Origin of the sequence: Thermogymnomonas acidicola JCM 13583 (genome assembly GCF_001316105.1) — an archaeon.
GTDB lineage: Archaea > Thermoplasmatota > Thermoplasmata > Thermoplasmatales > Thermoplasmataceae > Thermogymnomonas > Thermogymnomonas acidicola.
The window spans coordinates 1-21,329 of sequence record NZ_BBCP01000005.1 but is presented as its reverse complement, the minus strand read 5'-3'; the positions used below and the strand labels follow the sequence as shown (position 1 = coordinate 21,329).

At 60.0% G+C, this 21,329-nt stretch carries 26 protein-coding genes and 8 pseudogenes; 20 read left to right on the top strand and 14 right to left on the bottom strand.

Annotation, left to right across the window (positions count from 1 at the left end; genetic code table 11):
* The first annotated feature begins 12 nt into the window (after positions 1 to 12).
* The 3 genes from JCM13583_RS13865 to JCM13583_RS12265 all read left to right on the top strand — a co-directional run bounded on the left by JCM13583_RS13865 (position 13) and on the right by JCM13583_RS12265 (position 795).
* Entirely contained in the window at positions 13 to 243 is a 231-nt protein-coding gene (locus JCM13583_RS13865) for an SDR family NAD(P)-dependent oxidoreductase (protein ID WP_171823452.1), read from the top strand.
* Positions 189 to 353 (top strand): SDR family NAD(P)-dependent oxidoreductase, encoded by a 165-nt coding sequence (locus tag JCM13583_RS12270; protein ID WP_162509446.1) that lies wholly within the window; start codon positions 189 to 191, stop codon positions 351 to 353. Before JCM13583_RS13865 ends, JCM13583_RS12270 begins: the two co-directional genes overlap by 55 nt.
* An 82-nt stretch (positions 354 to 435) precedes the next feature.
* Entirely contained in the window at positions 436 to 795 is a 360-nt protein-coding gene (locus JCM13583_RS12265; protein ID WP_171823451.1) for an SDR family oxidoreductase, read from the top strand.
* On the opposite strand, the gene JCM13583_RS05290 is transcribed toward JCM13583_RS12265, so the two are convergent.
* From JCM13583_RS05290 to JCM13583_RS05265, 7 genes and pseudogenes are all read right to left on the bottom strand, one after another.
* Positions 788 to 1,150 carry an OB-fold domain-containing protein gene (locus tag JCM13583_RS05290; protein ID WP_075056961.1) on the bottom strand — a complete coding sequence of 121 codons (363 nt, stop codon included), beginning with the start codon at positions 1,148 to 1,150 and terminating at the stop codon, positions 788 to 790. The genes JCM13583_RS12265 and JCM13583_RS05290 overlap by 8 nt on opposite strands.
* Positions 1,147 to 2,307 (bottom strand): annotated as a pseudogene (locus JCM13583_RS05285) (thiolase family protein). The gene JCM13583_RS05290 and the pseudogene JCM13583_RS05285 overlap by 4 nt, the downstream one beginning before the upstream one ends.
* 147 nt (positions 2,308 to 2,454) lie before the next feature.
* Positions 2,455 to 3,106, bottom strand: a pseudogene (locus JCM13583_RS05280) (30S ribosomal protein S3ae).
* A 69-nt stretch (positions 3,107 to 3,175) separates the two neighbouring features.
* Positions 3,176 to 4,439, bottom strand: a pseudogene (locus JCM13583_RS05275) (arginine deiminase).
* A gap of 47 nt (positions 4,440 to 4,486) precedes the next feature.
* A complete protein-coding gene (locus JCM13583_RS13860) occupies positions 4,487 to 4,648 on the bottom strand; it encodes a hypothetical protein (protein ID WP_171823450.1) in 162 nt (53 codons plus the stop codon).
* Positions 4,599 to 5,489 carry a hypothetical protein gene (locus JCM13583_RS05270; RefSeq protein WP_075056959.1) on the bottom strand — a complete coding sequence of 297 codons (891 nt, stop codon included), beginning with the start codon at positions 5,487 to 5,489 and terminating at the stop codon, positions 4,599 to 4,601. Before JCM13583_RS05270 ends, JCM13583_RS13860 begins: the two co-directional genes overlap by 50 nt.
* 4 nt (positions 5,490 to 5,493) lie before the next feature.
* Positions 5,494 to 6,653, bottom strand: a pseudogene (locus tag JCM13583_RS05265) (acyl-CoA dehydrogenase family protein).
* Positions 6,654 to 6,783: 130 nt separating this feature from the next.
* Between JCM13583_RS05265 and JCM13583_RS05260 the strand changes: the two are divergent.
* From JCM13583_RS05260 to JCM13583_RS05240, 5 genes are all read left to right on the top strand, one after another.
* Positions 6,784 to 7,368 (top strand): DNA-directed RNA polymerase, encoded by a 585-nt coding sequence (locus tag JCM13583_RS05260; protein ID WP_075057049.1) that lies wholly within the window; start codon positions 6,784 to 6,786, stop codon positions 7,366 to 7,368.
* Between the two features lie 6 nt (positions 7,369 to 7,374).
* Positions 7,375 to 7,572, top strand: coding sequence for a DNA-directed RNA polymerase subunit E'' (gene rpoE, locus JCM13583_RS05255; protein ID WP_075056958.1), 198 nt, complete (start codon positions 7,375 to 7,377; stop codon positions 7,570 to 7,572).
* Between the two features lie 166 nt (positions 7,573 to 7,738).
* Positions 7,739 to 8,053, top strand: coding sequence for a GTP-dependent dephospho-CoA kinase family protein (locus JCM13583_RS05250; RefSeq protein ID WP_171823449.1), 315 nt, complete (start codon positions 7,739 to 7,741; stop codon positions 8,051 to 8,053).
* Entirely contained in the window at positions 8,046 to 8,345 is a 300-nt protein-coding gene (locus tag JCM13583_RS05245; protein WP_075056957.1) for a 30S ribosomal protein S24e, read from the top strand. The genes JCM13583_RS05250 and JCM13583_RS05245 overlap by 8 nt, the downstream gene beginning before the upstream one ends.
* Positions 8,346 to 8,347: 2 nt before the next feature.
* Positions 8,348 to 8,542, top strand: a complete 195-nt coding sequence (locus JCM13583_RS05240; RefSeq protein ID WP_075056956.1) for a 30S ribosomal protein S27ae — start codon at positions 8,348 to 8,350, stop codon at positions 8,540 to 8,542.
* Here JCM13583_RS05240 and JCM13583_RS05235 read toward each other — a convergent pair whose 3' ends face one another.
* On the bottom strand, positions 8,543 to 8,845 hold the full coding sequence (locus JCM13583_RS05235) for a DUF2175 family protein (protein WP_075056955.1): 303 nt from the start codon (positions 8,843 to 8,845) through the stop codon (positions 8,543 to 8,545).
* 160 nt (positions 8,846 to 9,005) lie between these two features.
* On the opposite strand from JCM13583_RS05235, the gene JCM13583_RS12260 reads away from it, so the two are divergent.
* On the top strand, positions 9,006 to 9,287 hold the full coding sequence (locus tag JCM13583_RS12260) for a DUF763 domain-containing protein (protein WP_162509443.1): 282 nt from the start codon (positions 9,006 to 9,008) through the stop codon (positions 9,285 to 9,287).
* On the top strand, positions 9,209 to 10,027 hold the full coding sequence (locus JCM13583_RS05230) for a DUF763 domain-containing protein (RefSeq protein WP_171823448.1): 819 nt from the start codon (positions 9,209 to 9,211) through the stop codon (positions 10,025 to 10,027). Before JCM13583_RS12260 ends, JCM13583_RS05230 begins: the two co-directional genes overlap by 79 nt.
* Before the next feature lie 57 nt (positions 10,028 to 10,084).
* On the opposite strand, the gene JCM13583_RS05225 is transcribed toward JCM13583_RS05230, so the two are convergent.
* The 4 genes and pseudogenes from JCM13583_RS05225 to JCM13583_RS05210 all read right to left on the bottom strand — a co-directional run bounded on the left by JCM13583_RS05225 (position 10,085) and on the right by JCM13583_RS05210 (position 12,197).
* Positions 10,085 to 10,543, bottom strand: coding sequence for a class I SAM-dependent methyltransferase (locus JCM13583_RS05225; protein ID WP_075056954.1), 459 nt, complete (start codon positions 10,541 to 10,543; stop codon positions 10,085 to 10,087).
* 264 nt (positions 10,544 to 10,807) lie between these two features.
* Positions 10,808 to 11,347 (bottom strand): iron-containing alcohol dehydrogenase, encoded by a 540-nt coding sequence (locus JCM13583_RS05220; protein WP_075056953.1) that lies wholly within the window; start codon positions 11,345 to 11,347, stop codon positions 10,808 to 10,810.
* On the bottom strand, positions 11,275 to 11,661 hold the full coding sequence (locus JCM13583_RS12255) for an iron-containing alcohol dehydrogenase (protein WP_162509440.1): 387 nt from the start codon (positions 11,659 to 11,661) through the stop codon (positions 11,275 to 11,277). The genes JCM13583_RS05220 and JCM13583_RS12255 overlap by 73 nt, the downstream gene beginning before the upstream one ends.
* 120 nt (positions 11,662 to 11,781) lie before the next feature.
* A pseudogene (locus JCM13583_RS05210) lies at positions 11,782 to 12,197 on the bottom strand (SCP2 sterol-binding domain-containing protein).
* Positions 12,198 to 12,317: 120 nt separating this feature from the next.
* Between JCM13583_RS05210 and JCM13583_RS05205 the strand changes: the two are divergent.
* The 5 genes from JCM13583_RS05205 to JCM13583_RS12240 all read left to right on the top strand — a co-directional run bounded on the left by JCM13583_RS05205 (position 12,318) and on the right by JCM13583_RS12240 (position 15,476).
* The gene (locus JCM13583_RS05205) at positions 12,318 to 12,428 is read left to right on the top strand and encodes a twin-arginine translocase TatA/TatE family subunit (RefSeq protein WP_075056952.1); all 111 of its coding nucleotides are present in this window, start codon (positions 12,318 to 12,320) and stop codon (positions 12,426 to 12,428) included.
* A gap of 288 nt (positions 12,429 to 12,716) precedes the next feature.
* A complete protein-coding gene (locus JCM13583_RS12250) occupies positions 12,717 to 13,058 on the top strand; it encodes a hypothetical protein (RefSeq protein ID WP_162509439.1) in 342 nt (113 codons plus the stop codon).
* The gene (locus tag JCM13583_RS05200) at positions 12,992 to 13,891 is read left to right on the top strand and encodes a hypothetical protein (RefSeq protein ID WP_162509438.1); all 900 of its coding nucleotides are present in this window, start codon (positions 12,992 to 12,994) and stop codon (positions 13,889 to 13,891) included. Before JCM13583_RS12250 ends, JCM13583_RS05200 begins: the two co-directional genes overlap by 67 nt.
* Before the next feature lie 153 nt (positions 13,892 to 14,044).
* The gene (locus tag JCM13583_RS12245; protein WP_162509437.1) at positions 14,045 to 14,509 is read left to right on the top strand and encodes a hypothetical protein; all 465 of its coding nucleotides are present in this window, start codon (positions 14,045 to 14,047) and stop codon (positions 14,507 to 14,509) included.
* A 79-nt stretch (positions 14,510 to 14,588) separates the two neighbouring features.
* Positions 14,589 to 15,476 carry an APC family permease gene (locus JCM13583_RS12240; protein WP_171823447.1) on the top strand — a complete coding sequence of 296 codons (888 nt, stop codon included), beginning with the start codon at positions 14,589 to 14,591 and terminating at the stop codon, positions 15,474 to 15,476.
* A 215-nt stretch (positions 15,477 to 15,691) separates the two neighbouring features.
* On the opposite strand, the gene JCM13583_RS05190 is transcribed toward JCM13583_RS12240, so the two are convergent.
* Complete coding sequence (locus JCM13583_RS05190) at positions 15,692 to 16,048, bottom strand: PH domain-containing protein (protein ID WP_162509435.1); 357 nt, start codon at positions 16,046 to 16,048, stop codon at positions 15,692 to 15,694.
* 196 nt (positions 16,049 to 16,244) lie between these two features.
* On the opposite strand from JCM13583_RS05190, the gene JCM13583_RS05185 reads away from it, so the two are divergent.
* From JCM13583_RS05185 to JCM13583_RS05175, 3 genes are read left to right on the top strand one after another with little or no spacing between them, the layout of a single operon-like run.
* Positions 16,245 to 16,604 carry an MFS transporter gene (locus tag JCM13583_RS05185; protein ID WP_162509434.1) on the top strand — a complete coding sequence of 120 codons (360 nt, stop codon included), beginning with the start codon at positions 16,245 to 16,247 and terminating at the stop codon, positions 16,602 to 16,604.
* Positions 16,597 to 17,022 carry an MFS transporter gene (locus JCM13583_RS05180; RefSeq protein ID WP_075056948.1) on the top strand — a complete coding sequence of 142 codons (426 nt, stop codon included), beginning with the start codon at positions 16,597 to 16,599 and terminating at the stop codon, positions 17,020 to 17,022. Before JCM13583_RS05185 ends, JCM13583_RS05180 begins: the two co-directional genes overlap by 8 nt.
* Positions 17,000 to 17,386, top strand: a complete 387-nt coding sequence (locus JCM13583_RS05175) for a hypothetical protein (RefSeq protein WP_075056947.1) — start codon at positions 17,000 to 17,002, stop codon at positions 17,384 to 17,386. The genes JCM13583_RS05180 and JCM13583_RS05175 overlap by 23 nt, the downstream gene beginning before the upstream one ends.
* Here the strand turns inward: JCM13583_RS05175 and JCM13583_RS05170 are convergent.
* A pseudogene (locus tag JCM13583_RS05170) lies at positions 17,365 to 18,669 on the bottom strand (arsenical efflux pump membrane protein ArsB). The gene JCM13583_RS05175 and the pseudogene JCM13583_RS05170 overlap by 22 nt on opposite strands.
* 89 nt (positions 18,670 to 18,758) lie before the next feature.
* Here JCM13583_RS05170 and JCM13583_RS05165 point away from each other — a divergent pair.
* Positions 18,759 to 20,121: pseudogene (locus JCM13583_RS05165) on the top strand (cysteine--tRNA ligase).
* Positions 20,118 to 21,329 (top strand): annotated as a pseudogene (locus JCM13583_RS12235) (nicotinate phosphoribosyltransferase); the annotation flags it as partial. The pseudogenes JCM13583_RS05165 and JCM13583_RS12235, both read left to right, overlap by 4 nt.

Below are 21,329 nucleotides of genomic sequence, written 5' to 3'. Positions count from 1 at the left end.
CCTTCTCACACCATGGAAGGGATCAGGGGGGGAAGGAGCGCCATAGTGACAGGTGCAGGCAGCGGCATAGGGAGGGAGATAGCACTGCTCTTCGCCTCCGAGGGCGCGAAGGTCGTCGTTGCCGAACTCAACGAGGCGGCGGGTAGGGAGACGGAGAGGATGATAAGGGACTCCGGGGGGGCGAGGCCATCTTCCTCCGCACAGACGTCTCCCTGGACGGGGGGGACTGCGCATCCGCCGTGAGGCTGGCCAGGGAGTCCTTCGGGTCTGTGGATGTACTCATCAACAACGCCGGCATAGACGGGAGGCCAGCCCCGGTGGCGGACATAGACCGGCTGACCTTGACAGGATAATGAGGGTGAACTTCACCGGTGCGTTCCTGATGTGCAGGCATGCACTGAGGGAGATGGCGGGCCAGCGCAGGGGGGGTCCATAGTGAACATAGCATCTCTGGGCGGGTTAATACCGGTGCACAACGGCATGCCCTATTCTGCCTCCAAGGCCGCACTCATCATGCTCACAAGGTCCATTGCTGCGGAGTACGGGCGCTACGGGGGGGTCAGGGCTAACGCCATAGCTCCAGGCTGGGCCGAGACTGACATGGTGAGGAGGTACGCTGAGCAGTCTTCCATTGACCCGCAGGAGTTCAGGCGGGCGGTGTCCAGGAGGGCACCGCTTGGCAGGCTTGCGACGACCAGGGACGTCGCGGACCTGGCCCTCTTCCTCTGCTCAGACCGCGCTTCATACATCACCGGCCAAACATACGTCATCGACGGTGGGCTCTCCGTCACGTAGTGCGCCCTGCAGGGGCCAGGAGAGGCGACCCTGACGTGGATGCGCCGGCGACCCTGACCTCCATGCCCACGGCCAGGCCTTCCGCGGTCGTCATGTTACCGTGCACCAGGAGGCCACCGAAGTCAGCAATGCCGACCGCAACTGGCTCGCTGAAGACCCTCCTTATGACCGTGAACGCAACCAGCTTACCTGTGACATCAGACGCAGTGACCGATACGTCGCTGGAGAGGCAGGCTGGGCAGTGGGCCCTAGGCAGGAAGAACCTGTGGCCGCACATGTTGCACACGCAGTAGGGCAGGAGGCCAGAGCGCTCCGCTCCATATACTTCTCCTCGATCTCCAGCAGCACGGCTCACACCCCCCCCAGCACTATGGTGGTGGAGTGGTTCATGATGCCGCCTATGGCGTTCACCATGGCCCTCTGGGCGCCCTTCACCTGCCTCCTGCCCGCCCTGCCACAGAGCTGCTCGAGGGCCTCGTGCAGTATCACGCCCCCCCCGCTCATGAAAGCTGGCTGTGTGGTGTTCAGCGTGCCACCGTTAGTGTTGATAGGCGTGCTCGACTCCGGCCCGAAGCTGTTCTCCTCCGCGTACTTCCACCCCTTTCCCCTCTCCGCCAGCCCGGCCGCTTCCACCTCCAGCATGACCATGGTCGTGAAGGCGTCGTAGAGCATCACGAGGTCGACCTTCCCTGCGGACACGCCGGCAGCGGACATGGCCGAAGGTATGCTCCTGTGTGCCGGCGTCTTCAGCATTTCGGGCCTCTCGAAGAGCGGCCTGGGGTCATGCGCCTCTGAATAGGAGAGGATCGAGACGGAACAGTCAGACCCGGCCGAGGAGGACACTATGAAGGCTGAGGCGCGTCGGAGGGCGAGGCACACTCCAGGAGGTGCAGTGGGTCAGAGACAACGGGGGACTCGAGGATATCATCAGCATCCAGTGGGCCCCCCCTGAAGAAGGCCCCCCCACCGTTCAGGTTCGCGTTCTCCCTCTCCCTCACCGCTATCATGGCCCTGCCCCCCCTGTCCTCACCTCCATTCACAGTGTTATAGTGTGAGGTAAGGATTGCGTAGTCGCTGAGCGGCAGGTATTCCCTTGCCCTGGCCGCTGGGGGGGTGTAATACCTCTCGTAGCTGTGGCCGGCCAGTGCCGCCTCCTTCCTCATGCTGCCCTTGCCGCCGCCGAGCACCAGGACGTTCCTGGCGAGGCCCGCATCCACAGCCCTCGCTGCCCTGAAAACCATGGCGTTGAATGACGCGCCACCTATGTCCAGGTGCTCCATGTAGCCCAGGCCATGCAGGCCGAGGTATCCGGCGACCTGGTCCGCTAGCATCATCCTCTCCGGAGGCTCCACGCACCCGGGCGTTGTGGCGAAGAGGAACCCGTCTATGTCACCCGGGGGACAGGCCCGCCATGCCCATGGCCTCCGATGAGGCCCTGGCGAATATCTCCATCGAGGAAAGGCTGCTCTTCCTCTCTATGAACTGGCCGTATCCGGCCACCGTGGGTCCCATGGCCAGCGATCCCCCCCTCACTCCTCTTATCAGTATCGGGACTTGAAAAGGCCTGGCGATGAAAAATTAACTCTACGCTTGAAAAAGTGCCATGGCCTCTCCCCCCCTGAGGCCATATGGGAGAGGTCCGGTTCCCTGCCTGTTCTCTCAGCTACCTGCAGGGGCCTCGGTCTCCACTTCCTGCTGCTGCTCGCCCTGTGCCGGTTGCACGGACTGGCCCTTCACCTCTGTCTTCCTGAGCTCCACCTTCTTTATGGGGGGGTATATGTCCTTGGTGCTCTCTATGATGTCGTTGTATATGTCCTCGCCTATTATGTAGCGCACGGTGTCCTGGAAGCCCATGCCCCCTGATCTTTGACTCGAGCATCCCGTCAACGGTGTGCCTTATCTGGAGCCTCTTGGTGTTCGTTAACTTGCCGTCAGTCACGATCACGACCTTGAACGTCACAACAGACCCGTCGGAGGTCGTGTAGTCCCTAATTATATCTATCCTCTCCTTCCTCCTCCTGACCATCCTCCTTATGTAATCGTCGCTGAGGTAGTGCCCTATGAACTGTGTGGAGCACTTGGAGCCCTGGCAGCCCGTGACCTGGAAGATGGCCTTTGCGTTGGCCCTCTTGAAGTTGCCCGTAAGGTCTGATATCGGTACCTCCACCTTCCTGGACACCATGGCCTCCCCGTCCTCGGCCGGGCTCATGGCTATCTCCTTCCCGCCCAGGAAGTCAGGCGCCATTATCGTGAACCATACCTTCTCCCGCCACTTGTCCCTTGCCTTCTTCTGAACCTTTTCCTTTGCCATCCAATCCCTCTGTGAAGCGTGGAATTTTGAATATTTCGTAATTTTGAGCGACAATTAAACCTTTCGATCCTACGACCTGGCCAGTGCCGCGGTCATGCAGTGCGCCCCCCCTCCGTACCCGCCAGTGAGCTCGCTGAGGTCGAGCTTCACGACATCGATGCCAAAGTCCCTCACCGCCTGGCTGTCCGGGAACATCCTGCGCCCGTCCAGCTCCTTCCTCAGGATTGAAAGCACCTGGTCACCAAGCACGCCCGCACCCATCAGCTTCCTGGCCACCCCCCTGCGTGTCCACGGCCACTATCTTCCTGTCCGAGACCGTGAGGAAGTTGGAGGCGTAGCACAGCTGCTCGCCCACGCTCAGGTCCAGGATGTCGTAGCCGTTCTGCCTGATGTAGTTATACAGAGTGGTATCGGCCATCCTCTCGTACCTGCCCCCCCTCTGGGACTTCGAGTATACCGAGACCCTGGCCTTCTTCATGAGCTCCACCGAAGCAACGGCAAGGCCCTTTCCAGCTATGTTGAAGAATGTATCCAGGTGCATGTTGGCCATCTGGTCTCTCTCCCTGTCCATGAAGTCGTAGACCGGGTTGTCCACCACGGCCACCTCATCGAAGTCCATGAGGCCGGAGGACATTGCCTGCATTGCGCCCTGCAGGTTCGTCCTTGGCCCTGTACCTATGAGCGCGAAGTCGCCTGCAGGCATGAAGTCGCCTCCCTCGAACGTGCCCTCACCGCCCACCCTGAAGGTGTTCCTGAGGCCCAGGGCCTCCCTGAAGACGAACTCCGTTATGTCTGCCTCCTTGGCCCTCTGCCTCTTCCTCATGTTGCCGAAGATTATGCCTGCCTGCGAAACGGCCTGCTGGTCCCTCATGAAGTAGAGGTTCGCAAGTGGCAGGTTGGAATAGACTGTGGGATACTCCACCACGGAGCCATTGTCCTTCTTCAGGTCAATGGAGGGCTCCAGGGTCAGGATCCTGAAGAGCGTTGACGAGTCCATCTCGTGCACGTTCCTCTCCAGCTCCCTCTTTGCCGCCTCCACGGACTGCACGGAGCCGAAGAAGCGCACGCTGTCAAGTATCCTCCTCTCCAGCTTCTCCCTGAAAGCCCTGTCCCTATCCGCAGTCTCGACAACCGTGTCCTTCAGGACAAGGCACCTGACGCCCAGTGATTTCAGGGTATCCTCAAGCCTATGGTGCTCCTCCAGCGCTATCCTTGTGTTGAACACCCTCTCGAAGAGGAAGGGCCTCGGTGCGAGCATGGCGTACTCGATCTCCACCTCCGGCCTGTGCACCATGACCTCCCTCAGCGTGTCCCACTCTGACCTGATCTGCATGACAACCCGCACCGTTAGGTCAAATGCATAGATTAAGTGTTGTGTCCTCAGATTATGTACGCCTGCTCCCTGAAGACTATGTATTCCACCTCATCGCTCTGGGCCTCTCCCCCCCTGGCCGTCACGACCCTGTACGTGGACATATCCATGAGGTCTGTCTCACCCTGCCTCCTGGCCAGGACGAGGCCGCGCCTCCTCTCCGGCTGCACGCTGCTCTGCTCCCACTGCCTTGTGAAGAACTCCTGCGGCGCAACCTGTTCCTCCCTCCAGTCGCCGGTGTTCACCAGGTGGACTGCAGAGCCGGAGATGGACGAGAGAGGTAGTGTTTCCCGCCCATGTTAATGGCTGTCCCCCCCTTGACAGGTCCAGGATCCTGACGCTGTATGTGAACCTGTGGAACTCCCTGCCCTCCCGGTAGCCGGCGAGCCTCTTGCTGACCCTGACCGTGCTCACGTACCTCGACCTCAGCGCTGCCGCGGCCCTCTGCCCATCGTTCTTCCTGCCCATGTATATGTCGACACCCTCCGGCAGCCACTCGACCTTCGATATGAATGACGAGGGGGTCGCTTGAGCGCGCTGAGACCGTTTCCTCCACCACCGAGAGTGCCTCCTCCAGAAGCTTCCTGTTCGACCCGGAATACGTCCTGATCTGGAGTATGCTCTCATAGTAGGAGCCAGTGACCCTGTTGCACACCGGCAGGAGACCCTGGCAACGAACACCTCCCTCTCAAGGTCCAGTGAAACATCGACACCCTTCACTGTGGCCGTTGCCCTGCCCCTTATGGTGGATGATCCCAGGTCAAGGCTGGCCTCATCTACCCTGACATGCGACGCGTTTTCAAAGTGGAAGGACGATGCCAGGAGCCTGGCCAGCGGAGCGGTGCTGTCCGCGCTGTACCACTTCCCGCCCACGTGGATGGAGCTGCACTTGGGGGGGCACACCTCTATCCTCTGCTTCTTCCCCCCCTCCCTCACGACCAGGAGGGCTGCGGTGCACTGCCTGCACAGTGGCCCCCCCCTTCCGCTTCCCTGGCACCGCAGTTCACGCACAGCATCATATCCGTATTGAGCCCTCTCTCTTATACCTTTTAACCAGGCCCCCCCTGGCGATCACGTGCTCCCTTATCTCCCTGGTGCCCGCTCCTATCTGCCCCCCCAGGACAGCGTCCCTCAGGAGCCTCTCCGCCCCGGAATCCCTGATGTAGCCGTAGCCACCCATCACCTGCACAGCCTCCCTGGCACAGTACTCCGCCGATTCGGCTGTCCAGTATATGGCGGATGATGCCGCGACGCCGTCCATCGGGTCCCTGCTCACAGCCCCCCCAGCGCGTCGTCGCACAGGAGCCTGCTCGTCCTAAGGTAAGTGTACATGTTCGCTAACTTCTGCTCGACCAGTTCGAACTCGTTTATCTCCCTGCCACCCTGCTTCCTCTGCACGCTGTACGCCATGGCCATGTCGAAGGCCCTCCTCCCGAGGCCCAGGAACAGGTAGGCCAGGATCACCCTCTCCATGTTCAGGCCGCTCAGTATCACGTCCCTGGCCTTCCCCCCCTCTGGCCCACGAGCCTCTCTGGGCCAAGCCTGACGTCCTGGAAGTGCAGCTCCCCCCCTGTGGGCGATCCGCGCATGCCCATCTTGGAGAACTTCGAGCCCTTCGAAACTCCCCTGTCCGTTGCCCTCACAGCGAATGCGGAGTACCCGTCCCCGTCCCTGGCGTAGACAAGCATGAGGTCCGCGTACGGCGCGTTGGTGATCAGCGTCTTACTCCCGTTTAGGACGAACTCGCCCCTGTCCTCTGTGACGCTTGTCCTCATGGCAAGCGCATCGGAGCCGGAACCCGGCTCAGTGAGGCAGAGCGAACCTATCCATTCGCCAGAGCACAGTCTGGGCACAAACTCCTCCCTTATGTGCTCGTTCCCGTTCCTGTAGAGGTTATCAAGGCACAGGTTGCTGTGTGCACCGTAGGAGAGCGCTATCGATGCGGAGGAATAACCGAGTTCCTCCTGCACCACAGACTGTGCCGTGTAGCCCAGGCCAGAGCCACCGTACCTCTCCGGCACGGTGATGCCAAGGTATCCCTGCTTCCCCATCTCCCTGAAGAGTTCCCTGGGGGAACTCGTCCCTCTCATCAACCTCCCTGGCGATGGGCTCCACATGCCTTGAGACGAACTCCCTGACGTTTGACCTGAGCATCTCCAGCTCTTCTGACAGCATGGTGAGTATATGGCCGGTACCGATATAATGCATGCACTTCAGAGGGAGAGGCAAAAAGTTAAGTTTTCATGAGCGATTACCTGTGGAGCTGTACGCTCTGGACGTTCTCAGGGAGGTTGAAGATTCACACATGTACGTTGAGATTGATGATGAGGAAGTTGTCAGGATACCGCCCCCCCAGCTCCTGGGTGAGGACTACGATGAAGTGGTGGAGAGGGTGGCCAGGGAGAAGCTGGAGGGCCAGCTTGTTGACGTTAACGATGAGAAGACCGGCAGGAACCTTGGCAAGTGCTACATTGTCACGCTGACCGATGTGAGCGCAGAGGGTGACGGCACCATAGTCCATGGTGACGGTGGCGTCTACCAGAGGGTAAGGTACAGGGCAATCGCATTCTATCCGGAAATGCAGGAGATCGTCGAGGGCACAGTGGTGTCGGTGCAGAAGTTCGGCGCGTTCATAAAGATCGGGCCCTTCGAGGGCCTGCTCCACATAGGCCAGATCATGGACGACAGGATCGACATAGACCTGGGCAACCAGAGGTTCATAGGCAAGGACACCAAGAAGGACCTGAAGGTGGGTGACAAGGTCAGGGTGAAGATAGTGCACATAAACCTGAGCTCCTCATCCATCGCCGACAGCAGGATAGGCCTCACCATGAAGCAGATGGGCCTAGGCAAGATCCAGTGGCTTGCGGAGAAGAAGGTACAGGCGTGATGTGCCATGGCAAAGGCAGAGTACAGGGCATGCAGGAAGTGTAAGAGGCTCACCACTGACGAGGTGTGCTCGGTGCACCCCGAGGAGAAGACTACAAACGAGTGGGCCGGTTTCGTGATCATCGAGGACCCGGAGCACTCCGTCATAGCGGAGGCAGGAGGGTACAGGGAGAAGGGCAGGTATGCAATTAAGGTCAGGCAGTAGGCTCGTCCTGCCCCCCCCGGTGTCAGGGAAAGGGTATCGAGGTTCGAGCACAGGATCTGCACCCCCCCAGAAGACCTGAGGTCCGAGGCCATGGTGGCGTCTGTGGGGGGGACGTGACGACCGAGAGGCTCAGGGGGGGGCAGGCATAAGGCCCTTCGTTGAGGTCGTGGATCTCAAGACGAAGAGGGGGGGCGAGGCCTCATTCAAGCACATCGAAGGCTCAGTCCGCGTGATCAACGAGGCGGGCACCATATCCCACGACCTCATGATCGAGATAAGGGATGCCTTCCTCACCGGCAGGCCAAAGAGGATCGAGGTGGAGGGAGAGGAGGACCTGGCGGTGATCCCGATAATTTTTTACGCACCTCTCAATACGGTGGTGGCTTACGGCGTCCCGGACGTTGGCATGGCATGCATAAGGGTCACGCCTGAGGAGAAGGATAGAGTTACGAGGATGCTGGAGATGATGGTCAATGGCTGAGCTCAAGGTATTGGAGACAAGGGACAACGTATTACTGAAGAGGAAGGAAGTGCGCTACAGGGTCCTCTTCGGCAGGGAACCCACACCGAAGAGGGACGAGGTCAGGCAGCTGCTGGCCAGGAACCTGGGAGTGGACAGCAGCCTGGTCATAGTGGACAGGAACCTGCAGGAGGCAGGGCAGCACGCGATCACCGGCTACGCCAAGGTCTACAGGGACAGGGAGAGCGCGATGCTGTACGAGCCTGACTACGAACTGATAAGGAACGGGCTGAAGCAGAAAGAGGCGAGCTGAGGATGCAGAAGAGGGAACTGTACAAGCTTGAGGGGGGGGAAAAGGTAGTCAGGGAGAGGAGGTACTGCCCCCCCAGGTGTGGCCCCCCCGGCGTGTTCCTCGCGGAGCACGAGGACAGGCTATCGTGCGGGCGGTGCGGGTACACCGAGTTTAAGAAGAAGCAGACCGGAAAAGAGGAAAAGAAAGGCGGCAGGTGATCAGAGGGCACTTATCTGCCTGGTCGTGTCACCCGCAGCGGCCTCTATATCCTTGTACTTCTTCTTGACGATCTCCTGCGCCTTCTCATCGTCCACCTTTATTGACAGCACGTTCAGGAGGTGCTGAAGCTCTATGTCGAGTATGATCGAGAGGGCCCTGAGCTGCTCCTGCTTGTCATCGCTCACCTGCTTTCTCCTCTCGGATATGAAGCAGTCGTAGTGCACGGACCCGCTCTTGGTGAAGGTGAACTTCTCGCCGGTCAGCACCTTCTTTCCGCAGACGTAGCACTTGAACTCCGCCATAGGGTGTGATGGCCTCCCCCCCGATCTTAAAATTTTTGTGGCTGCGCAGCGATGGGAATGCCTTATATGCATTTCAGCACTGGCATGGCGTGAATAGGACAGGCTTCTCGCTCCTCCCCCCCTCCACTACGGCCACCCGCCGGAATACCTGTACAGGAGGATGGTCGAACTGGGCGGCCTGCTCTGCGACACCATAGTGCAGGTCTACGGCGCGAAGGAGCTCGTGAGGCGTTTCTCTGACCCCCCCTTCTGGTTCCATGCCCTGTCGCTGGTAATAGGCTTTGACTGGAACTCAAGCGGCACGACCACCGCAACGCTCTCGGCCATCAAGGAATATTACTCCAGGCACCCAGGGAGATCGCTGTGGCAGGTGGCAAGGGGGGGAGGCACATGTCAGCGACAAGGGAGGAGGTCGAGGCCGCGGAAAGCGCTGGCCTCATAGGTGACGCAGACACGACAATGAGGCTGGCGAAGAGGGTTGCCAGGATAGACGACGCCTTCCTCCAGGACTCTTACGACCTCTACATGCAGTTCCTTGTGGTTGGCTCCGGCACTTTCTCGGTGGTGCAGCAGGGGGGGATGAACGAGGGTAAGAGGATGGCCAGGAGGTACCACTGGTACAGCGGCACAATGGGCACCATGCTGGACGACAACAGGGAGGGCATATCCGCCCCTGTCCCGCAGGACAGCGTCCTTGACCTCACGGCATCATCAAGCAGGGGGGGGAACAGGAGGGCAATGGTCGAGGTCCTAAGGGAGAGGCCAGAGAGCCTCATGTCAATGTTCGCAATAGGTGGCCAGAGGACGCTGGACAGTACCGGTAAGCCGGTGCTGAACCTGGACATAAGGGTGGACTGGAAGAGGCTGCGGCAGCTGTACGAGTACGACGTGACGGGTTTCGAGCAGCTGGTGGACATGCCTGGCCTTGGAAAGAGCACGCTGCGCGCCATCTCTTACATGGCAGAGGTCATAACGGGAGAGAAGGCATCAACCCGCGACCCCCCCGTGAAGTTCTCCTTCGCGGTGGGCGGCAAGGACGGCGTCCCGAAGCCTGTCAACGTCAGGGACTACGACAGGGCCATAGAGTTCTTCAGGGAAGCGGTCGGTTCGCTTGACCGCGGGGGACAGGAGGACAAGGACACTGATAGAGAACTTATCGAAGCTAAGCAGGGAGAGGTCTAGTCAGGGTCCTTCCTTATGACGTAGAGCGTGTAGAACATCTCCTCGCCGAGCCTCTCCTCATACTTCTGCATCACCCTGCAGCCGCTGAGGTAATCCCTGTGCCTCTCCAGTTCGATGAATATGTCGCCGTACAGCATGTAGCCCAGGGGGGGCCTCACAACCCTCTGCATCTCCGAGAAAGCCCTCTGAACCCCCATCGCTCAGGTTGTGGAAGACCAGGCTCGTCACGGCCATGTCGAAAGACGCGTCGCTGAAGGGCAGGGAGCGCACGTCAGCCACGTAGAAGTCCACCCTCTGCGCGTAGCCGAGGGCCTCCATATTGGCCCTAGCCCTGTCCACCGAGGCTCCACGGAGGCCGTGGCCTGAGAATGTGTCCACCAGCGTGGCCCTGGCCCTGGGGGGGAACCTTGAAAGGACGAGGTGGGTTAGGAACCCAAGGCCGGCACCGAGGTCCACAACGGATGATGGGGAGAACCTGCTCTCCTCGAGGTATGAGAAGGCCCTTGAGAAGATCAATGCGATCCTCTGCCTCAGCGCCTCGCTCTCCTCCTTGTGGAGTGGTGGTACTGGCCGAAGTCAACCCCTGGCACGCCCATGGTCACAGATCGGGTGAGGCTATTAATCATTTTTCAGGCAGCACGGAGAGCAGCAGGGTGCGTATGTCAGATGTGGACGCGTCCTTTGCGTTCCCCACTGTGCCTGTGGATTCAGATGCGACTGCTACCATGCCCTCCAGGCTCTCCAGGTACCTTGACCTGTCGATCCCGGCCTCGTCAACGCTCAGCGGCTGCCCATTTCCGAAAACAGGGCCTGGAGGGAGAGATCGAGGGTGCCCTTCCGTATCCCATCTGGCACGAGCGAGTTCAGCCTCCTGTACCGTTCCGGCACGGCCTGGCTGTTGAACCTCACCACCGATGGCAGGTAGAGGCCCACGGACATGCCATGTGGCACCCTGAAGTGCGAGCCAGGGCGTGGCCCAGGGCGTGGGCGAGGCCTATCTGTGAGTTCGAAAAGGCAGAGCCGGCCATGGAGGCACCTATGTGCACGTTCCCCCCCTGGCAGTAACGTCTGACGGTCCTTCAGGACCCGAAGGATGCTGTTCACTATCAGCTCGAAGGCCTTCTCCGCCATGGCGTCGGAGTAAGGGTTCCTCCAGGCGCTTGCGTACGCCTCAACGGAGTGCGTTATCGCATCGACCGCGGTGTTCCTCGTCACGCCCTTCGGCAGGCCAAGCACCAGGGAGGGGGTCAAGGATGGCATAGTCGGCCATGATCTCCGGCGAAGCAGCTCGTTCTTCCTGTGCCCCTCATCGGAGAGCACCGCTGCCCAGGAACACTCCGAGCCCGTGCCGCTCGTGGTCGGTATGAGCGCCAGCCTGGCCCTCTTCCTGAGGCCCAGGGCACAAGGGGGGGAGTTATGTCGTACGCGCTGATGTCCGGCCTCTCGTACAGGGCGAAGAGGATCTTGGCCATGTCCATGGACGAACCGCCTCCCAGGCCCAGGAACCAGTCCGGGCCAAATTCCCTGACCTGCGTGAGGTTCCTCTCCACATCTCCGAGAGATGGCTCCTCACCGAAGTCGCTGACCACGGCCACTTCCGCACCGTCCAGGAACCTCATGACCCTCTGTGGCATCCCCCGCAGCGGCCAGATACCTGTCGCACACTATGCAGGCCCTTTTGATGCCCAGTGTCGACAGAAACGATAGGGCATCTTCGCCAAAGACAACCTGCGGAACCCTGAAGAACCACAACCCTACCACTCCGTAGGCACCATTGCAGCGGTCCTCACCAGCTCCTTCGCCGCCCTTGTGTACCTCATGACCTTGACCATGGGGGGGCCCTCAAGCCTGAACTTCCCCATGAGCACGCCCTGTATCGGGTCGATCTCCCCTTTCAGCAGGCGCACCCAGTTCGAATATGTGCCTATGTACCTGAACTCGCTCTTCTTAAGGCCCGAGGAGTCGTTGAAGGCATAGGCGACACCCCTGCACTTCCCGTGGTACAGATCGAGGTACAGGTATGCCTCTCCCGCGAACCTCTCATCTCCCTTAACCACGAACGTTATATCGCCCTCCCAGTTCCTGGCCGCGTCTTCGTAATCGGGGGGTTGCTGTTGAGCTTCTCCACGTACTGCTTCACCCACTCCTCGCTGGGGGGGAACTTCGCCATGCGGTTAAGAGTACGATTCTGTATATCTATCTTATCTACACCGTGCTTTAGATACGGCGATCGACAGTGTTCAATTTCGTCCATGGTTGGATTAATATATGTCCTAACTATGACTCAGCAATGATCAGTATTGAGGAGATCCTCGAGATACTGATTGTGGCGGTCATTCTCTTCGGCGGGAGTAAGAAGATACCGGAACTGGCCAGGAGCCTGGGCAGGGCATCGGGGTGAGTTTCAGAGGGGGGCAAGATGGAGATAGAGAGGGAGATTAGGAACGCCATCAACTACACGCCCCCAGCAGCAGGCCACCGTGAACGTGAGGGAGGCCGCCAGGAACCTGGGCATAAGCGTGGATGGCAAGAGCGATGACCAGCTGAGGTCCGAGATAGCACAGGTGCTGGGCGTAAAGAAGGAATAACTGGAGCGTACCTCACCCGGGCGTCCGGCAGGGAAGCCTGCACCATTCCACACGCAGGGTCTGTTTTTTAATCAATTGAGCGATTCTCCCCCCCACCGGAAATGCGGTTCCACGAAGGTATAGGTGCCGGGACGCTGTGGTCACTGGCGGAAGAATTCGGTACGCCGCTCATAGTCTACGATGTTGGAACGATCCGCTCCAGGTATGCCAGAATGAAGAGGGCGTTCGGAAAGGCGGATGTGCACTATGCCTGCAAGGCAAACCCGAGCCCTCCGATCCTCTCTGTCCTGAGGGGGGGACTGGGTGCGGGCATCGATGCCTCCACCGTCAACGAGGCAAAGCTCTCGCTCTCACTGGCTTTACCCGTGACAGGGTCATGGCCACGCCCAGCTACGCCTCCAGGGAGGATCTCATCTGGTTCCTGGAAAACGGCATTGCTGTGAACTTCGACTGTTTCGAGCAGTACAAGAAGGTCATGGACATGGGGGGGCCGGAGCGCGTCTCGTTCAGGATAAACCCTGGCTTCGGCTCCGGCCAGTTCCGCGCGATAACCACTGGAGGCCATGGGAGCAAATTCGGTATGCCCTTGGGCGATGCCATTAGGGCCTATTCCACCGCAAGGGAGCACGGCGCCTGCAGCTTCGGCCTCCACATGATGCTGGGCTCGAACAACCTTGATCCGGAATTCTTCGGCGCCGTGGCTGAGGCTGCGGCAAGGGCAGCGCTGGAAGTGTCCGCAAGGTGCAGCATAGCGTTCGACTACATCGACATCGGCGGAGGCTTCGGCGTGCCCTACGCTGAGGGCCAGGAGCCCCCCCTTGACCTTGAGAGGGCAGCCAGGCTCGCGAATGAGGCCATCCTCTCCGCCGGCATACCCGGATCTCCTGGCCTGGTGATAGAACCGGGCAGGTACCTTGTGGCAGAGGCGGGCCTACTGATCGCAACCGTGACAGAGGTCAAGGTGGCGGACCGGGTATACGTGGGCACTGACGTGAGCATGAATACGCTCATACGCATACCGCTGTACGGCGCGTCCCACCCGATCCTCTTCCTCTACAGGTCGGAGCGCGATGAGGGTGAGTTCGATGTCGTGGGCCAGGCCTGCGAGAACACTGACTTCACAGCAAGGGGGGGCCTGAGGATGCCTGTGCCGTCACCCGGCGACCTCATGGTTGTGGGGGGGAACTGCGGTGCTATGTCTCCTCCATGGCATCCAGTTACAACCTCCTCCCAACACCCGCGGAAGTCATGCTGGACGGCAGTCCGAGGCTCGTGAGGAGGAGGCCCAGCCTGGAGGACATGGTGGCACTCTATCTGCAGTGACACGTTAACGATCCCGTCATGGTGCCGGGAATATCTTCCATTTCAGAGCGAATATCCAGAACGCATTTCCAAACATTCATATTGTACGTGCCACATTTTACCTCTCATGGCAGGAGAACAGGGACTCAGGAGGGGGGGTGTCCTGACGCTCTGGGACGCCTTCGCCCAAGGACTGGGCACGAACGGGCCCGCGGCCGTCACTGCGCTCTTCTTCGTTAGCCTCGCAGGCATAGTCGGAGGCTCGCTCCCGCTTGTCGTAACGCTCTCTTTCCTGATATACCTTGGCATGACGCTCATAACGTACGAGTGGTCGAAGGAGGTGGCCTCGGCCTACTCCTGGGCTGCGTACCACAGGAAGGCCTTCAACAGGGCCGGGAGGTTCCTCTCCTTCTATGCCGGCACAACCTACTATTACTATTACCTCCTGGGCTACACAGGCTTCGCCGTCCTTGGCCTCTCATCGTTCCTATACGTGATCTTCCCTGGAGTTGCAAAAGCGTACCCATGGCTCTGGATACCCATAACCCTGGCTGTGATAGCGGAGACCTCCGCCCTGAACTACCTGGCATAAAGCCGTCCATGCGCTATGTGCTCTACACCGGCCTGGCGAGATAGCGTTCCTGATCGGCACCTCCATAGCGCTGCTTGTTGTGAACCACAGCTCCATATCGCCCGTGGCCTTCACAGCCCAACCGATAGGGAACAGTGCCACCACGCTACTGGTCGCCATGGTGCTTGGCATAGCGACGTTCGGCGGCCTGAACACAGTTGTGCCAGTGGCGGAGGAGACCAGGAACCCGAAGAAAAACGTTCCTCTCGCGCTAGCCCTCCTGGCGACCATCCTGGGCCTGGCGATAATCCTGAACTGCTACTCGCAGACCATATCATACGGCATAGCGGACATGTTCAATTACGCGGGCCTCAGCGACCCGGGCATCATAATATACGCGAAATTCCTCGGCCCGGCAGTGGCCGCAGTCTTTGCAGTTTTCATAGTGAACAGCTTCAACTCCTCCGGCGTGTCCTTCGAGACCGCGGCGGTCAGGACGTCATACGCCTTCGCCAGGGACGGCATCCTCTTCCCGCAGTGGATGGCCAGGGTGAACAGGCACGGTGCCCCGGGAAGGATGGTCATATTCAACGGCGCCCTGGCGGCTGTGATAGCCATAGTGTCTGGCATCGTCCTGGGCCCGCTGACCGCAGGTGTCTTCCTGATAATAAGCAACTCCATCTTCTCCCTCTCCAACCACGCCATCGCCGGCATAGGCCTCACAGCCTACCACAGGAGGAAGGGGGGGGATCTCAGGGCCCTCGTCCACACGGTGATACCTGTACTGGTGGCAGCAGCCATAGCTGTAGCGATCTTCTACACGGTCTACCCCGCACCGCCTGCACCCCTGAACTACTCCGCGTGGATTGCCGGCATCTACCTTGCCGCCATAGTCATAACATACCTGGCATACAGGAACAGGAGCACTGCCATCGAGAGGGTGGGGGGGAGTTCAGCCTCTGACCACCACCGGAACGGGAATACCTGACATGAGTCCGTGGAGGGACAGGGTTCCCCCCCATCCCGACAGGGGGGGACGGTTTCACGCAATCCCCCCCTTGTAATTATCCTCACCATGTTTGCATGGGGACTGATGGCGATGGGGAGCGCAGCCTGCGGTACTGCCCGGGCCTGGTCCCGCTGGCCAGTACCCAGACAGGGCCCCCCCACCGCGCCTTACCTTCCCTGCCCACCTGTGCGCCATCACTGTGTGCCCTGTTTCCCCCCCGCAGGTACCATATGGGCCTGCAGCTCGCCGTATATGGCCCTCATGGACTGCGCGGTGCCCGAGAACTCATAGCGCCTGTCCGCCATGATGATCTCTATCCTGGCCCTCTTCTTCACCAGCCCCCCCTTCTCCTCGTAGGCAACGTTCCTGACCTGCTCTATGGGCACGGACAGCAGGTTCTTCTTCTTCAATATCAGCCCCCCCTTTGAGCTGAACCATATGAGCCTCCTGTCCGTTATGTAGAACTCGTACTCCTGGTCCTGGTACGTCACGGTATCCCTGGATGCAAACCTCACGGTCTCACCGGGAGCTAGGAACTCCTCAACACCCATGTGCGAGTAACTCCCGAGGTTTGAGATTAAACTTTCGCACACCCGTGGTGAGGTTTCGCGAATGCCTGGTCAGATCGCAGCATGCATGCAGTAAAAGGATTAAATGCGCGGGCCTGGAATAGAGGCGCGCTTCTTCATTTGAGCCCGGTTTGGCCACGGGGCCTAAAATTTTACGCGATGGAAACTGAATTAACCCATGTTTCCCTCACGCAGTGTGTTCTCCTCACTCTCACGGGACGAGATAAGGAGCATCCGCAACGTATCCGCACTGGACTTCCTCAGGTACATGGCGCTCTTCCTCACCTTCCCTGTCGTGGTGCTCTATGCGAGGCAGTTCACCTCATCGGACCTCCTCGTATCCCTTGCTTACGCCGCCCAGCCAATCCTGCTCCTGGTATCGCAGTACCCCCCCATGGGCGTTGTCTCCGACAGGATGGGCAGGAGGCCCTCTGTCGCCATCGCCCTTGTGCCCTTCGCCCTCGGCAACATACTCTCCTTCCACCCCCCCTTCAGCATCTACGGCCTCATAGCTTCAGGGCCCTGTCCGGGTGGGTAGCGTCTCGGTGAGCACAAACGCGCTCCTCCAGGAGAGCGTGAGACCGGAGTTCAGGAGCAGGGCCACAGCCATCGCGGGCATTGCCGTTGGTGCAGCCCTCCTGCTGGGCATAGCTCTCGGGCCCGTACTGGCATCGGTCATAGGGCTCAGTTACGTCTTCCTAGTATCCGGCGTTCTGGCCCTCCTCTCCCTTGCACTCGTCCCGGGCCTGAGTGAGGTGCGCGGGGAACGCTTGCACGGCCCCCCCGCTAGGCCATCGCCCCCTCTACATACCGTCCATTGCATCGGGCATCCTCGTCTCCGCCTTCTTCTACTTCACCCAGAGCCTGGGCATAGGCCTGAACTCCTATTACCTTTACCTCCTGATCCCTGCCGTCATCGGCGGAGCGATCGCCGTGGGCCTCTCCGGCCTGGCTGACATAAAGGGGGGGAGGAGGCCATTCGCCCTGACTGCATCAGCTGTACTGCTGATATCACTGCCAGTGCACATCATCCTGCCGTCGAGGCCCTTCATCTACGTCTCGAACACGCTCTTCCTCCTGGGCTACTCGCTCTTCGAGGCTCTCTTCGTCCCAATGCTCCTAGCCTCCGTGAGGGGTGAATACGGCTCGGTGATCGGCCTATCCAACACCTTCATGTACATCGGCCAGGCCCTGGGCTCCCTGGCTGGCCCCCCCATCCTCGGCGTCGGGAACACTGTTGTCCTCGCATCCGCATCGTCCCTGGCCATGCTCGCCACATTCCCCCCCTTCTTCAGGGATCAGAGGAGGGAGGCGAGGTAGGAGGATAGGAGGGTGAGTGTGAGCACCGGCAGTGCGGTGACTGTGCCTATCTTCATATAATAGAGGGCAGAGACCCTCATACCGCTCTTCCTCTCCAGCGTGTACATCCAGAGCAGGGTCGCCAGTGACCCTATGGGTGTGAACTTCGGCCCTATGTCGTTGGCTATCACGTTCACATACGGCAGTATGCCCGGGTCATGCAGGCGTGCTATGGCCAGGTTGCCAAGGAGCACAGAGGCAAATTGTTCATAAGGCCCGCCATGCCAGCGAACATGTAGCCCGACAGGACCGTGGAAGCGACAGGGCCAGTGGCCTGTATCCTGGAGAGTGCGTAAGCGAGGTACTGCGTCATGCCGCTGTTCCCCCCCAGGCCATATACGACGATGAACATGCCGAGCGAGAAGACTATGATCTGCCACGGTGCCTCCCTCAGTATCCTGGACACTGAGATGCGGCCCCCCCTGGCGGCAGCGTATCCAGCAAGGCCAGCGACGGCAGGCACGGCTATGAATGCAACAGGCACGTTCAGGAAACTGGTGGCGAAGTAGACGGCGATCAGTGAGGCCATGAACGGGATGGCGAGGGCGATGACCCTCTCGTCCTTGTAGGTATCTGCGGGAGGCGTGTAGTGGAACCTCTCCGGCAGGCCCCCCCTGCCCAGGACCAGGTAGAGCATGGCAAGAGACGATAGAACGGAGGTGGCGAACGGCAAAAACATGTGCAGAAAGTACTGGAGGAACGTTATGGAGAAGTATGTCGACCCTATGATATTCACGAGGTTGCTTATCACGAAGGGTATGCTCGCAGTGTCTGTGATGAACTGCGTCGACATGATGAAGGCCAGGTACCTGTGTGCGGGTATATCCGTGCGCCTTATGACCGAGTATATTATGGGCGTGAGCACCAGGCCCCCGCCGTCGTTGGAGAAGAGGGCAGAGACCGCTGCGCCGAGGAGTATGTTGTAGGTGAAGAGTTTCCTGGTGCTCCCGTGCGTCATGGCCTCCACCCTCTTCGAGATGTGCTCGAAGAAGCCGGCTTCGTCAAATACCAGCGACATGACGACGATGGCAACGAAGGTGAAGGTGGAGTCCCACACGATGCCCCAGACGGTGGCAACGTCACGGAGCGGGGGGGTTATGCCGGCCAGGAGTGCCAAGGCTGCACCTATCATGCACCGAAGCTATCTGCAGGCCCTTCGGCCTTGCCGTGACCAGGTAGAGGGTGAGCGCGAACACCGCCAGGGCGAGGGCGAACTTCAGGATCAACAGGGCGGAATGGAGCATGGTGAGATAACACTTTCCGGGACGTGAGGAGTGCTCCGGAAGGCTGGCCCGGAGAAAACATTATTGTGATCCTGTCCATCCTGCGTCCGATGAGGATCAGGGACACCCTCTCCGGCCGCGAGGAGGAGTTCAGGGAGATGCACAGGGGGGGGAGGGTGAACATGTTCGTCTGCGGCCCCCCCACGGTGTATGACTACTTCCACCTGGGCCACGCGCGCACATACGTCTTCTTCGACACGGTTGCGAAGTACCTGAGGCTGAAGGGCTACAGCGTCTTCTACCTGCAGAACATAACGGACATAGACGACAAGATAATCAAGAGGGCACAGGAGGAGGGCACGGACTACAGGCAGGTGGCCTCCAGGTTCCTAAGCGTTTATATGGAGGACATGGGGGGGGCCCTGGGCATAGATTCCGTGAACCTGTACGCGCCGAGCACCCTCTACATGGACGAGATCTTGTCTCAGGTGCAGAGGCTCCTCGATTCAGGCCATGCCTACGTATCCAGCGATGGCGTCTACTTCGACATAACCACCTTCCCGGACTACGGGGGGGAGCTGTCGCACCAGAAGCTCTCCGAGCTGATACCGAACATGAGGGTGGAGGGCGAGGGGGGGAAGAGGAACCCCCGGAGACTTCGTGCTCTGGAAGTTCATGAAGCCAGGCGAGCCGTACTGGCCCTCACCCTGGGGGGGTGATGGGAGGCCCGGGTGGCACATAGAGGACACGTCGATAACGGAGGCATACTTCGGACCGGAGTACGACATACACGGCGGCGGCTCTGACCTGATCTTCCCGCACCACGAGGACGAGATCGCGCAGATGCGTTCCATATCTGGCAGGAGGCACCTGGCACGGTACTGGCTGCACACAGGCATGGTGAACGTGGGCAGGGAGAAGATGAGCAAGTCACTGAGGAACTATGTGACCATAGGCGAGCTGCTTGGACGGTACCCGAAGGAGACCGTGAGGCTCCATGTTCTGGGCACCGGGTACAGGAACACCCTGCAGTTCGATGAGGAGACCATAAGGGCCTCGGACGAACTCAGGAGGTACATACAGAACGCCTACTACAGGGCCACCACCGGCACCTGGGCCGCTGATACAGGCGACCTGAGTGGCAGGGTCATGGCCTGCATGGACAGTGATATGGACACAAGGGGCGCCATAGGGGGGTGGTTGTGGAGGCCTGCAGGGAGGCCAACGCCAGGGGGGGGTTGAGAGGGTGCAGGAGTTCAGGTCGTTCCTGGAGTGGGCAGATGCGTTCCTTGGCATACTCAGGAGCCAAAGGCCGATACCGGGAAGCTCGTTGAGAACGTTCTGGGCATAAGGAGGGAGATGAGGGCCATGAGGATGTACGAGGTGTCCGACAGGATCAGGCAGGCCCTCAGGGAGAGCGGGATAGAGATCCAGGATGTGGGGGGGGAGAGGACGGAGTGGTGGTACGCTTGAGGAGGTTCAACATAGCGACAGAGGAGGATATCCTTGAAGGCAGGGCATCTGACGTTTACTTCTCCAGGACCATGGAGGTGCTCAAGAAAGTGGGCAGGGACGGTGGTGACCATGGAGGCCACGGTCTCAGGCCCGCTGGACACGTTCGTCACCTTCTCTGGCCTGGACGAGGTGGTATCGCTGCTGGAGGGCAAGGACGTCGACCTCAGGGCCGTCCCGGAGGCACAATACTAAACCCCCCCAGGGACTCCAGGGGGCATCCCCCCCGTGCCTTTCATGAGCATAACCGGCCGTTATTCCGAGTTCGGTGTGTTCGAGTCTAGCATCCTGGGTTTCATATGCCAGTCCTCGGGCATATCCACATACGCCACCAGGGTCAGGATGAGGCTGGGAAGCATACCCTTCTACTCCTTCGGCATAAGGAGGATGCACCCGGCATATCGCCCATGATCGACAGGGCGGCCTACATAGGTGGCGCGGACGGCGTCAGCGGCATAATTGGCGCGGAGATCATAGGCAGGGACGCAGTCGGCACCATGCCCCACTCCCTGGCCATAATCCTTGGTGACGATGACGCGTGGAGGTACACGCTCCAATCACTGCCCAGGGGGGGGAAGAAGGTCATACTAATCGACACGTTCATGGACGAGAAGTTCTCCGCGATCAGGGCGGTGGAAGAGAACCCGGACGTGGAGGTCATGAGGCTGGACACCCCATCTTCAAGGAGGGGGGGCAACTTCGAGCAGCTCATCAGGGAGGTGAGGTGGGAACTGGCGCTAAGGGGCCACAGTGACGTCAGGATCATGGTGTCTGGTGGCATAACGCTGGAGAACCTCGATTCCCTAGTGCAGGCAGGGGCGGAGGTCTTCGGCATAGGCACATCCATCGCTTCGGCCAGGCCGTTCGACTTCGCCCTGGACATAGTGGAGGTGGACGGGGGGGAGCCGAGGACGAAGAGGGGGGGTAAGTTCTCTGGCAGGAAGGACGTGTTCAGGTGCACCTCATGCGGGAACACATACGTGGTGCCCGCTGGCCAGGGCGGGCCGCAGTGCCCGTGTGGAGGGAGAGTTGAGGGCGTGCTAGCCCCTACCTGGAGGGGGGGGAAGGAGGGTCTCAAGGTACCCCACGCCGGAAGAGATAAGGTCAAGGACGATGGGAGAAATAGGGAAGATGAGGGCCTGGAAAGAGAGGAGAGAGGGGGGGAATGG